This window comes from Ligilactobacillus equi DSM 15833 = JCM 10991, from assembly GCF_000615765.1.
Lineage (GTDB): Bacteria > Bacillota > Bacilli > Lactobacillales > Lactobacillaceae > Ligilactobacillus > Ligilactobacillus equi.
The window spans coordinates 24,647-36,990 of the sequence record NZ_BAMI01000016.1 but is presented as its reverse complement, the minus strand read 5'-3'; the positions used below and the strand labels follow the sequence as shown (position 1 = coordinate 36,990).

Annotated in this window: 9 protein-coding genes and 2 pseudogenes; all 11 read right to left on the bottom strand. The window is 40.2% G+C overall.

The annotated features are described in order from the left end of the window. Positions 1-325: 325 nt before the first annotated feature. The 11 genes and pseudogenes from thrS to JCM10991_RS05260 all read right to left on the bottom strand — a co-directional run bounded on the left by thrS (position 326) and on the right by JCM10991_RS05260 (position 12,341). Positions 326-2,275 carry a threonine--tRNA ligase gene (gene thrS, locus JCM10991_RS05310; protein WP_025020783.1) on the bottom strand — a complete coding sequence of 650 codons (1,950 nt, stop codon included), beginning with the start codon at positions 2,273-2,275 and terminating at the stop codon, positions 326-328. Positions 2,276-2,565: 290 nt separating this feature from the next. Continuing rightward, positions 2,566-3,564 carry a primosomal protein DnaI gene (gene dnaI / locus JCM10991_RS05305; protein WP_025020782.1) on the bottom strand — a complete coding sequence of 333 codons (999 nt, stop codon included), beginning with the start codon at positions 3,562-3,564 and terminating at the stop codon, positions 2,566-2,568. 11 nt (positions 3,565-3,575) lie between these two features. Then, the gene (locus tag JCM10991_RS05300; RefSeq protein ID WP_025020781.1) at positions 3,576-5,030 is read right to left on the bottom strand and encodes a DnaD domain protein; all 1,455 of its coding nucleotides are present in this window, start codon (positions 5,028-5,030) and stop codon (positions 3,576-3,578) included. Further along, entirely contained in the window at positions 5,023-5,517 is a 495-nt protein-coding gene (gene nrdR / locus JCM10991_RS05295) for a transcriptional regulator NrdR (RefSeq protein ID WP_025020780.1), read from the bottom strand. Before nrdR ends, JCM10991_RS05300 begins: the two co-directional genes overlap by 8 nt. Positions 5,518-5,531: 14 nt before the next feature. Then, positions 5,532-6,134, bottom strand: coding sequence for a dephospho-CoA kinase (gene coaE, locus JCM10991_RS05290; RefSeq protein WP_025020779.1), 603 nt, complete (start codon positions 6,132-6,134; stop codon positions 5,532-5,534). Then, entirely contained in the window at positions 6,135-6,962 is an 828-nt protein-coding gene (mutM, locus tag JCM10991_RS05285; protein WP_025020778.1) for a DNA-formamidopyrimidine glycosylase, read from the bottom strand. A gap of 47 nt (positions 6,963-7,009) precedes the next feature. After that, positions 7,010-9,657: pseudogene (gene polA, locus JCM10991_RS12755) on the bottom strand (DNA polymerase I). Between the two features lie 45 nt (positions 9,658-9,702). Beyond that, positions 9,703-10,413 (bottom strand): Bax inhibitor-1/YccA family protein, encoded by a 711-nt coding sequence (locus tag JCM10991_RS05275; protein WP_023859349.1) that lies wholly within the window; start codon positions 10,411-10,413, stop codon positions 9,703-9,705. Between the two features lie 11 nt (positions 10,414-10,424). Continuing rightward, positions 10,425-10,877, bottom strand: coding sequence for a MaoC/PaaZ C-terminal domain-containing protein (locus JCM10991_RS12750; protein ID WP_023859350.1), 453 nt, complete (start codon positions 10,875-10,877; stop codon positions 10,425-10,427). A 65-nt stretch (positions 10,878-10,942) separates the two neighbouring features. Beyond that, a pseudogene (locus tag JCM10991_RS12745) lies at positions 10,943-11,916 on the bottom strand (3'-5' exoribonuclease YhaM family protein). Positions 11,917-12,002: 86 nt separating this feature from the next. Further along, entirely contained in the window at positions 12,003-12,341 is a 339-nt protein-coding gene (locus tag JCM10991_RS05260) for a YlbF family regulator (RefSeq protein ID WP_025020777.1), read from the bottom strand. Positions 12,342-12,344: the final 3 nt, after the last annotated feature.

The following is a 12,344-nucleotide window of genomic DNA, read 5'->3' as shown; positions in this document are numbered from 1 at the left end:
CTAAATCCACTTAATGTGGCCCTACACATTTGGTTTGTCGAAACTTTGTTCAGTTTTCAAAGATCTACTCGCTGTCTTGCGACAACTTCTATATTATAACTTTTCATCAAGATATTTGTCAACATTTTTTTATATTTAAATTTTTTGTTAACCTTTATATCGTACCCGTTACGGATTTTTCGTCAAATAACTAACTTCCGTATCCGGCGACAAGTAATATCTTATCGTAATTACTAAATTTGGTCAAGGATTTTTTTAAGTTTTTTTGTGGATTTTTTACAACAAAAAAACCGCCTCAAAAATGAGACGATTTTCAAAAAATAAATTAGTCGTTCTTGCGACTGTATGATTCCAAATCACGATTCAAGATAGCGACAAATTCATCAAACGACATAGTGGTGGTCGTTTCTTGACCGTATTGACGGACGGTTACCGTACCTTCATTCTTTTCGTTGTCACCTAAAACTAAAGTATATGGTACTTTATTGACTTGAGCTTGACGGATTTTGTACCCCATCTTTTCATTACGGTCATCAATGGAAACCCGTACTTGATGCGCGGCTAACTTGCTACGTAAGCTAGCTGCATAGTCAAAGTGCGCTTCGTTGTTAACCGGAATAATTTCCACTTGCTTTGGTGCTAACCAAGTTGGAAAGGCGCCCTTGTACATTTCCGTTAAGTAAGCAGTGAAACGTTCCATAGTTGAAACAATCCCGCGATGAATCATCACTGGGCGGTGATCTTCACCATCGGCGCCAACATACTTCAAGTCAAAACGTTCTGGTAATAAGAAGTCCAATTGAATAGTCGAGAGCGTTTCTTCCCCACCTAGAGCTGTCTTGGTTTGGACGTCCAACTTAGGACCGTAGAAGGCTGCTTCTCCTTCGGCTTCGAAATATTCCAAACCTAAATCATCCATAGCAGACTTCAACATACGTTGAGATTTTTCCCACATTTCATCATCATCATAGTATTTTTCTGTGTTTTCTGGGTCACGGTAAGAAAGACGGAAACGGTAGTCAGTAATATCGAAATCAGCATACACTTCCACCATCAATTGTAAAGTCCGCTTGAATTCTTCTTCGATTTGGTCTGGCGTTACGAATGTGTGACCATCATTCAAAGTCATTTCACGCACCCGGGATAAACCAGTCAAAGCCCCAGATTTTTCATAGCGGTGCATCATCCCTAATTCCGCAATCCGTAATGGTAAGTCACGGTAAGAGTGGATGTGGTGGTTATAAACTTGAATGTGAGAAGGACAGTTCATTGGACGTAATTCCAACATTTCACCGTCACCCATATCCATTGGTGGGAACATATCTTCCCGGTAGTGATCCCAGTGACCAGATTGCTTGTACAAGTCCACGTTGGCCAAAATTGGTGTGTAGACGTGTTCGTAACCCCAAGCTACTTCTTTGTCGATAATGTAGCGTTCGATGGTCCGGCGGATTGTGGCTCCATTTGGCATCCAGTATGGCAAACCAGCACCAACCTTAGGATCAACAAAGAACAAGTCCAAGTCATTACCGATTACTCGGTGGTCACGTTCACGAGCTTCTTTTTGACGTTCTAATTCTGCATCCAATTCCTTTTGCTTATTAAAAGCTGTGGCATAAATTCTTTGTAACATTGGGTTAGATGAAGCACCCTTCCAATAAGCCCCTGCCACGGAAAGTAACTTAAAGACTTTGATACCACCTGTACTTGGTAAAGCTACCTTAGCAGAAAAATCATAGAAGTTACCTTGCTTAAAGGCAACAATCTTGTCACTCACTTGAGCTTGGTCTTCAATTAATTCAGTTTGGTACTTGTCACCAGCTACTAAAGCTAAGGCTTGGGTCTTTTCTAATTCCAAACGTTCAATCGCAATGTTTTCCTTGATAATAGCTTGCATCTTTTGGGCAACTTTATCGAAATCAGTTTCAGCAACTTGGCCTTCGGCATTGTCAGTATCAAAGAAGAAACCATGTTCTGTCACACCGCTCATCCCAAACTTCATATCTGGATATAATTGGCTTAAAGCATTCCCCATTACTTGTGCAGCAGTGCTCCAAAGGACTACTAAACCATCTTCAGAATCTTTAGTTACAATTTCGATGCTCCCATCTTCAGTTAAAGCTTGGTTGTAGGCCACAAATTCACCATTAAATTTACCTGCCACCGCTTTTTTCGCTAAAGAAATTGAAATTGATTTAGCGATATCCTCGGTCGTTACACCGGCTTCAAATGGTTTTACAGCACCATCTGGAAAAGTAATTTTTACTTCTGACATTATTTTACCTCCTAATTTTCATGCAAGAAAAAGACGTCCCCATGCCTATCTAAATAGACACCAGGGACGTCTTCTAACGCGGTTCCACCCAGGTTTTAGCTTGCGCTCTCCTTTGTGCTGGTAACGGTCGCACCGTTCTAGCTTTGCACTAGACTCTTAGGTGATAGTGGTAAGTTACCAGTTAGTTGGCTTGCAGTCTCGACCAACTTCCCTGCGTTTGATAACCGTTTGTCTCTCACATGATTTAACTACATTTAAACACTAACTCGTATAAATTGCAAGCAAAACTTCTAATATTCGAAACCTGTCAAAGGACCTTGAGGATAATCTGGTTCTTCATAAGATACGTTAGTTTCTGGATTACGCCAGTTTTGATCCTCCATAGTAATCTCACGCGCCAAAAAACGCACCCGTTCCATAATTCGTCTGGCTTTTAAAGGCTCTTTTTCGCCACGATTATTTACTGCTAAGTATTCTTCTTGTAGTTGTTGCATGGACAGATTGGAGGTAAAGCAAGTTGGTAGTTGCTCTTGCATTCGGTATTGTAAAATCACTCCGAGCACTTCATCTCTGACCCAGGAACTCGACTGATCAGCTCCAATATCATCAAGCACTAATACCTGGGCATTTTTCACCTTGTTAATATAAAGCGACGTTGTATTGTCTGACAAAGCATTTTTTACATCAACCACAAAAGAAGGATAATTAACCATAGTCACTTGCACCCCTTGTTCGACCAGATAATTAGCCATACCCGCCATAAGGAAAGTCTTCCCAATGCCGAAACTCCCTTGTAAATAGATACCCTTGGTAAAAACTTGTGGATTTTCAATGACCTGGGATGCAAATTCTAACACGGCCGTATAAGCTTCCAAACGCTGACCATGCTGACCGGAGATGGCAAAATCATCTAAATTAGCCTGCTTGGTATTTTTAGGCATATTAAAGACCTTAAAACGTTGGTCCTTTTTACGCGCTGCTTGCTTAGCTCGCAAGTAAGCTGTCGGCGCATAGTAAATTTCTACCATGTGATTAGAAATCCGCAAGTTGGGCGTATAACCACCTGTTTGACGCTCATCACCTTGCTTAAGCTTAGCCTTAACTTGGAGATACTCATACAAGCGACTAACACTTTTGGCGATACCATCCTCGTTAATTTCGTCTTGATGTTGAGCTAAGAAAGCTTGAATTTCGGGATCACCTAAGACTTCACGCAACATATGCTCATACTTTTGCGCATCTTCACCTTTGAAAAATTTCGCAAAAATGATTTTACCCACTGAATCCACTATTTTCACCTCTATTTCTTAGTCTGATTCCTTTTTGCCAACTCTGCTAATTTGGCCTTTAAACGGCGCTCTTTTTCTTCTAAACGCGCTCTTTCAGCCGCATCGATTTTAGGTGGCCGATAACCTTCTTGAGCCCATTCAGGTAAAGTTTCCTTTTGTACTAACCTACGTTTGCCATAAAATCCCCGTCTTTGACCGCTAGCATTACCACCACCTTGAGCCGCTTTTTTGCGGGCATTATTGTCTGCTATAATCTTACTCAAAGCTTCCAATGGTGTTTGAATCCCATGCTTCGTCCAACTAGCCACTACTTTCTCAAAATAAACCTTATTGATACTATCCATATCCCGATCGACCAACATGTAATGAATGACCATGTTAAGTACCCCTTGAGGCATTACTTGCCGTTGCACTGCTTCACTAATAATTCTTTGTTCCTGGTCAGTAACTATAAAGTTGGGATTAATGGTCTTTTTTAAATCAACCAAAAAGTCACCTGGATCTGATTCTTGACAAGACTGCAACAACTCACCATATTCTCTGAGCAAACTGGCTTCTTGTTGATTCTTAGGCTGTAATTCTGGAACCGGGGCACTTTCAGCCAGCGGTTGACTTGGCACCATTTCCTGTGATTTAACCTCCAAGCGATCATGACTTTGCTTCGCCAAGGTCCGAAAACGTTCATCGTTTAAATCCTCAAGATTATAGTCATAGGCTTGTTGCATTAATTTCAATAAGGTAAGTTCATTAAAATCATACATTGCACTGACAATTTTGATGTTGTGGTGATGTTTTTCCAAAATATCGTCTTGTAAGTGACTACTTTGCACCAGTTGTGCCAAGTAGTTCCAATCAATTTTAGCTTCAATCTCATCCACCATTTGACTCTTAATTTTTTGCGGTTCCTTAGGACCGCTACTTTGCTGCATAAGCGTATCTTGTTGAATTGAAAAAACATTTAAGAAGGTTTTAGTAATTTCTTTGGCTTGAGGATGAACCACTGTTTGAGGACAGTTTTCTTCCTTAAGTTTTTGATACTCGTAGTTGCCCACTTTCTCCAATAAAGCCGTACTCAAGAGGTCTTCATTAAAAAAGTGGTAACCCGATAAAGGCCGCAACAATTCATAGATAAAAAGCTTCCCTAAAGAATCTTCTTGAACAAAAGTTTTCAACAAACCACACGCTTCCAGCCGAATGCGGGCAAAATAAAAGGCGGACACATCAAAGTCCAGCCTTTTTAACATTCCCTTATGGGTTTGACGATCGGATATTTGGGGGTGCGCCACAATTCCCTGCGCTAAAAAGGTATAAAGACCCACCGCTGCAGTCCCGATAATCGGCTGGTATAAAGCAGCTAATTGGCCAAAATCAACTGCATTAATTTTTTCACTTGCTGAAACAACGTAACTGTCTTCAGCATCTAAATCTTTCCAGCCAAAAGTTAGGCCTGCATTCATATTAATCATCTTTCTTCACCATTTGTTGTGCTTCTTTACCTTCATTGCGGGCGATTAAGCCTTGTAATTCTTGGGCAAAGGCTTTCATATCCTTAAATTGGCGGTAAACACTCGCAAAGCGAATGTAAGTAATATCATCAACATCCACTAAGATATCCATGACATACCGCCCAATCAATTGACTTGAGACTTCATTACCACCAACTGCCCGAATCTTATCTTCAACTTCCTCAACAATTCGGTCGATTTGCTTAATATTAACCGGACGTTTTTCTGCCGCCCGAATAATCCCTCGGCGAATTTTTTCACGGTTAAATTCCTCGCGCATCCCATCTTTTTTAATTACTAAGATCGGTGTTGCTTCTGTTCTTTCAAAAGTGGTAAAACGAAAACCACATTTCTCGCATTCTCGTCGTCTCCGGATGGCTTTACCATCATCAGCAGGACGACTGTCTATTACTCGGGAACTATTATTTTGACAATGGGGACACTTCATTTTCTCACCTCAGTCTAGCACGCGCTAAAATTATTATTCTCTAGCCATTCTATCACTTTTTGTCGGGTTTGTTCAACTGTTCCCGAACTATCAATTACAATATCAGCTTGGGCTAATAACTTTTGCGAGTCAACCTGACTGGAAATTCTAGCTTGAGCCTGGGATTGACTAAAACCATTGCGCGCCATTAAACGTTTCAACTGCAAAGCATAAGGTAGATAAACCACCATGACTTGGTCACAGTATTTTTCATAGCCATCATCAAACAAAAGCGGAATATCTAAGACAACCAAAGGTACCTTTTGTTCCTTAGCTTGCGCTAATTGCCGTAAAATTTCCGCCCGAATTAAAGGACTGGTAATGGTCATCAATTTCTGTCGCTGTTTTTCATCATTAAAGATTGTCTGCCCCATTTTAACACGGTCTAACGCGCCACTTTCTGTCAGATAATCTGGCCCAAAAGTAGCACTAATCTCCGCAAGGCCCTGACTTTTCGGAGCGACAACCTGACGGGCAATTAAATCAGCATCAATAACCTGGCCGTATTTCTCCAAAAAATTACTAATGGTTGACTTACCGCTAGCAATGCCTCCTGTTAACCCTAAAACAAAGGTCATCTATTTCACCTGCTGACAGTTGGGACAAAAATGGGTACCTCTTTGCCCCACCACAATTCTTTCAATTGGTGTCTGACACCGCGGACATGGTTGACCGGTTTTTTGGTAAGCTTGAAGTTCAAACTGAAAGCCCCCTTCATTTTGGAAAGCATCTGTGTAAGAACGAATCGTTGTTCCCCCAGCTTCTACAGCACGGGCTAATTCCTGAATAATATTATCGTGTAGGATTTGCACATCTGCTTGTGTTAGGTGATTACATGGAGTTTGAGGATGAATTTTAGACATCCACAAGACTTCATCCACATAAATATTACCTAAACCAGTCACTAAGTTTTGATCCAAAAGAGCTGGTTTAACGGCTTTTTTCTTTTTTTGTAAACCTTGATAGAAAGCCGCCACCTTAAAGTCTGCCGCCACAGGTTCTGGCCCCAATTTTCGCAAAGAAGGTAATTGAGTTTCGCTACCAGTTTTTATCAAGCGCATACGTCCAAATTTCCGCACATCATTGTAGCGTAATTGTCGCCCATCATCTAGATTAAAAATCACATGAGTATGTTTACGAATAGGAGCACCTTTCTTTTCTACAAAATACTTACCTTCCATACGCAAGTGTGAGACGACTGTCCAACCATCACTAAAACGTAACAGCAAAAACTTTCCTCGGCGATCAACATCTTCTAAAACTTTCCCTCTAAGTGTAGTCGCGAATTCTCGACTATCACCTTCAATCATTTTGGGATACATGATTTCAACTTCAGTAATTCGGCTTCCTTGCACTAACTTACGTAAACCACGCCGAACCGTTTCAACTTCTGGTAATTCTGGCATTACTTTTACCTCCCGATAAATTGTGTCAAATTTACTTTTATTATACCTTATTTTTTAGTATCAAACCAAGTAATACCATGCTTAGATTCAACCTTTAAGGGTACTTCTAGGGAAACCGCCGAATCCATCACTTCAGGAATTATCTTTTGTAAAACCGGAATTTCTTCCTTAGGCGCTTCAAAAATTAATTCATCATGTACTTGTAAAAGCATTTTGGCCTGTAAACCTTCTTGACGCAGGCGCTTATTCACATTAATCATGGCTACCTTGATAATATCTGCAGCACTCCCTTGAATCGGCGTGTTCATCGCCGTTCTTTCTGCAAAGGAACGCAAATTAAAGTTTTTAGCGTTAATATCTGGTAGGTAGCGCCGACGATGAAAGATTGTTTCTACAAAACCTTCTGCTTTAGCTCGTGCAACACTTTCATCCATGTATTTCTTTACACCAGGATAATTTTCAAAGTATTTGGCGATAAAATCTGCTGCTTCCTTACGAGACTTACCAATATTCTTAGCTAAACCAAAATCACTAATTCCATAAACAATCCCGAAGTTAACCGCTTTAGCTTGGCGGCGCAGATTCTTAGTTACCATACTTGCATCTTCTAAACCAAAAATCTTCATTGCCGTTGCAGCGTGGATATCTTGTCCTTCTTTAAAAGCCGCCTGCATGTGCTCATCACCAGAAATATGGGCTAAAACCCGAAGTTCGATTTGAGAATAATCAGAAGAAAAAATCTCCCAACCTTATGGCTCGGAACAAAAGCCTGCCGAATTCGACGTCCTTCTTCCAGTCGGGCCGGAATATTTTGTAAGTTAGGTTCCACGGAAGATAGCCGCCCCGTTGCGGTTAAAGTTTGAGTATAACGGGTGTGAATTTTACCATCAGCACTAATAACCTTCAACAACCCCTCAATGTAAGTTGACTGCAATTTAGCTAGTTGCCGGTATTCCAAAATATCAGCTATAATTGGTGCTTGGTCTTGTAATTTTTCCAAAACATCTACCGCTGTTGAGTAACCTGTCTTAGTCTTTTTGATGACAGGTAAGCCCATCTTTTCAAATAAAATGATTCCCAGTTGCTTGGGCGAGTTCAAATTAAACTCTTCACCCGCCGCTTGATAGATGTCAGCTTCAATAGCAGCCAAGCGACTAGCCAATTCAGTTTGCATATTTTTTAAACAGAAGGGATCAGCCTTAATTCCAGCAATTTCCATTTGCCCTAAGACATAAGCTAATGGACGTTCAATTTCTTCATAAAGAATTTCTTGTTCATTAGCCTTAAGCTTATTTAAAAGTTGGGACTTCAGTTGCCCAATAGCTTGTACCTTAGTAGCCAAGTGTGGCAATAACAGGTCTTTTTCCGGGCAAGCTCGCTTAGCACCTTTACCATAGACTTCTTCATCACTTTTCACCCCATAGAAATCATGCAACATTGCTAATTTCCCAAGGTCATTACTATTCTCACTCGTATCTAGGAGGTAAGATACTAAAAGTAAATCAAAATTCACCCCACTAAGTTTAACACCTAAACGATTTAAACCAACTAAAGTCCGTTTCAAGTCAAAAACATTAACAGCCACTTGCTGATTCTCTAAATAATCTTTCAATGGCGCTTCAGTTATTTTTAAAACATCATCAGAAACATAGACTTGCTGATCGATTTGAATGGCAAAGCCCCAAAAGTCAGCCGTATGGTAGTTATCATCGGCCATTTCTAAATAGAAATTTACTTCTTTAGCTTGAGGTAAAGCTTCTGTCAAGGTCGCTAAATCAATTATGGCCAGTGATTTATCAAATTCAACTTCAACCGTATTTGCCTTTAATTGTCCTAAAAAGCTTTTGAAATCAAGTTTTTGGTAGAGCTCTCGCAAGGCAACTTCATCAGGACCTGCATAAACTGTATCAGCCAAAGTAATTTCCAGTGGCGCATCTTGACGAATGCGAGCCAAATCTTGGCACATAAAGGCAATATCTTTTTCGTTAATCAGATTTTCTTTACGCTTAGACTTCTTCATCTCATCAACTTTCGCATAGATACCTTCTAAGCTACCATATTCTGTCAAAAGATTAATCGCTGTCTTTTCTCCAATCTTAGTTACCCCTGGATAATTATCAGAACTATCCCCGGTGAGAGCCTTCATATCAATAATTTGTTTGGGGTTTAAGCCACCATATTTAGCGGCGACTTCTGCTGGCGTATAGCGTTCAATTTCAGTGACCCCTTTGACCGTTGCTAGGACGGTAACCTTATCAGTCACTAATTGTACCAAATCACGGTCTCCAGTTACAATTACAACTTCCATTCCTTGGGCTTCAGCTTCCTTGGCCATGGTCCCCAAGATATCGTCAGCTTCATAATTTGGTAGGGCATATGTCTTAATCCCGTGTGCCGCCACTAATTCCCGTACGTAAGGAAATTGTTCCGTAAGTTCACTTGGAGTTTTAGAACGTTGCCCCTTATAATCGGCAAACTTTTTCGTCCGAAAAGTTTTCTTGCCGGCATCAAAGGCTACTAAGACCCGGTCGGGTTGCTCATCTGCCAAAATTTTGTCTAGCATCAATTTAAAGCCATAAATAGCACTGGTGTGTAACCCTTCCGTATTTTTAAAGCGTTCGACAGCATTAATTAAGCCATAAAAGGCACGAAAAGTCACACTGTTACCGTCAATCAATAAAAGTTTTTCTGTCATTAAATTTCACCTCAATGAAAAAAGCGGCTATTAAACCGCTTTTTGTTAATCCCGACCGTTAAGCCCTGTAAAGATATTCAATAATTGAATAAATAAATTAATGAAGTCTAAGTACAACTGTAAAGCCCCCATCAAAGCTAAGTTAGTTGGGTTAAGACTGTTACCATATTGTAGGTACATTTGTTTAAATCTTTGTGAATCCCAAGCAGTTAAGACACTAAAAATCAAGACTCCAATAAAAGAGAAGAAGAACTGGATAACTGTACTCCCCAAGAAGAGGTTAATTACAGAAACCACTATCAAAGCAATTAAAGCTGCCATGGCTTGACGCCCAATCCCTGATAAATCCTTTTTCGTGTTTGTTCCTAGAAAGGCCAAGACTACAAAATCTGCCGCCGCAGCTACAAAAGCCATGGTAATATTTTGGGCCGTGTAAGCTTGAACCAAAATGCCAAAGAAAATTCCTTCTAAGGCTGCGTAAATAAAGAGCATAGTGGCTGTAGCGACAGGGCTGCGGTCAGCTTTAAAGGACATCCCAAAAACTAAGACAATTTGCAGGATAAAAAGTCCCCACAAAGCCCAACGATTCATGGCGAAAAAGGTCATAAATTGCGTTTGGAAAACCGCAGTAGCTAGATAAGCCACTAAAGCTGAAACGGCTACGGCCCCGGCCATAAACCCATACATCTTGGCTAAAAACTTGTTTAAGCCTCCATCAACGATAATTTCACGTTGGTTTGGATCAAAGTTATTCATATTTTTACCTCCTACTCTACGTTAGCTAACATCTTAGGTGGACGGACCATAATCACCGCATCTAAAAGGCGGTTGTCTTCGTCATCCATCCCTTCCACAGATATTGTGACAACTTCCTTCATTAAGTCAATTTTAATTACTTCGAAGTTAAAAGTTACATATTGTTCATGATACACAGGAGAGATTAAATTCACGTCGATATTCACAATTTCACTTCCTGGACCAGGCAAGTGCTTGCTAATGGCGCTGGTAATAATCCCTGTTAATAAAACCGGCGGAACAATCGGCTTTTGATACTCAGTTTGCTTGGCGTAGGCCATTTGAGTATATAAAGGATTGTTATCGTTTGTTAAACCTAAGTAAAGAAGAATATCTCTTTGACTAATCGTTTCTGTAACTGTCAAAGATTCCCCTTCTTTAATTTCTTCAATCTGTTTGCCGTACCTATGCACATCATCTGTCATGTAACGGTCACCTCCATTAAATTCTTGCTTTCTATTTTATCATAACCAACCGTGCTGCTCAATTTTTAAGCCTTATTTTCCGGTTTGAAAAAAGCTCGACTGTCCAGACCAAAAATTCGGTCGCTAAACTCCCCGGTCGCCGTTTGATTTAACTTACCTTGCATCATTTGGATACTAGCATCGAGATCATCTAGGTGGTGTAAAACTTCAGCTTCCATCACTTGAGGTCTGACGGGAGAACCGTATTCTAATTGACCATGGTGGGCTAAAACCATATGACGTAATAACAACATGTTCTGTGAAGTAAGACTAAAATCTAAATCAGGATACTGGTTCGATAAATCCTGCAAACTGCCACAATCTTTTCATCCACTAAGACAATATGTCCGATTAAATTACCTGCTAGTGTGTAACTCGTCCCTACTGGTCCTGAAAGCTCAATCACCTTACCCAAATCATGTAAAATTGCGCCAGCATAAAGTAAGTCACGATTTAAGTGTGGGTAAAGGTCTGCCACCTGCTTCGCTAAACGTAAGATAGATAAACTATGGTAAGCCAAGCCCCCCATAAAAGCATGGTGATTTACCTTGGCTGCTGGCGCTTGCATATAAGCTTTACCATTGTCATGCAAGAGTTTGGTTACAATAATCTTCCAAACTGGATTTTTAATTTCAGCGAGGTATTCATTAATTTCTTGAGCCATGGTTTGGCTGCTTTCAGGGGCTGCTTGTACATAAAGAGCAGGATTATTTGGCTCTTGGTCACTGGCTACATACATCTTATCAATTTTAATTTGGGGACTACCTTGATAAGACTCTTTACGTCCGGTTACGTGAACCACCGTTCCCACTTGGAAACGCGCTACATCTTCTGCACTTGCATCCCAGTATTTAGCCGGAACTTCACCTGATTTATCAGCAAAAATCAAAGCTAAGTACTGTTTCCCCGTCTTACTAGTCCGTACATCAGCCCCTTTTAATAATACGTAAAGATTAACTTCCTCGTTTAATTGATAGTCAAATAATTTTTTACCGTCCATTCTGTCCTTCCTTTCATCTTGCTTTTATCCTAATTTTACCACGCTTTGCACATAAAAACCCCCAGAAAACTCCAGGGGTCAAATTTTTAGTCTTGGTACATTTCATTAATTGGTTTCATCATGGCAGCGTGCGCTTCATTGATAATCATGCTTAATACTTGTTCTTTCATCATCAGTTCCTTTAAGCTTGGGAATTCTTCAACCTTTTGCCCTAAGGCCTGTAATTTTTCCATATCTTCTTGACCTAAAGTACCTTGCATTTGCTTAGCCTGCATTTCTTCTTGCATTTGACGAATATCCTTAAAAATTTGGTAAGCTTCGCCATCTTGCTTTAAAGTTTCGTAGGCTTGTTTCAAGTCCAAATATCCTTGTGTTTTACGTAAGTCTTGTTCTAATTGGTTAATTGTATCGTAAATATTAATCATTTT

Bases quoted from the DNA above. Each gene is read 5' to 3' on its own strand.
- thrS (WP_025020783.1), bottom strand. From the start codon at position 2,275: ATGTCAGAAGTAAAAATTACTTTTCCAGATGGTGCTGTAAAACCATTT.
- JCM10991_RS05300 (WP_025020781.1), bottom strand. From the start codon at position 5,030: ATGATTAATATGAATGCAGGCCTAACTTTTGGCTGGAAAGATTTAGAT.
- nrdR (WP_025020780.1), bottom strand. From the start codon at position 5,517: ATGAAGTGTCCCCATTGTCAAAATAATAGTTCCCGAGTAATAGACAGT.
- coaE (WP_025020779.1), bottom strand. From the start codon at position 6,134: ATGACCTTTGTTTTAGGGTTAACAGGAGGCATTGCTAGCGGTAAGTCA.
- mutM (WP_025020778.1), bottom strand. From the start codon at position 6,962: ATGCCAGAATTACCAGAAGTTGAAACGGTTCGGCGTGGTTTACGTAAG.
- JCM10991_RS05275 (WP_023859349.1), bottom strand. From the start codon at position 10,413: ATGAATAACTTTGATCCAAACCAACGTGAAATTATCGTTGATGGAGGC.
- JCM10991_RS12750 (WP_023859350.1), bottom strand. From the start codon at position 10,877: ATGACAGATGATGTGCATAGGTACGGCAAACAGATTGAAGAAATTAAA.
- JCM10991_RS05260 (WP_025020777.1), bottom strand. From the start codon at position 12,341: ATGATTAATATTTACGATACAATTAACCAATTAGAACAAGACTTACGT.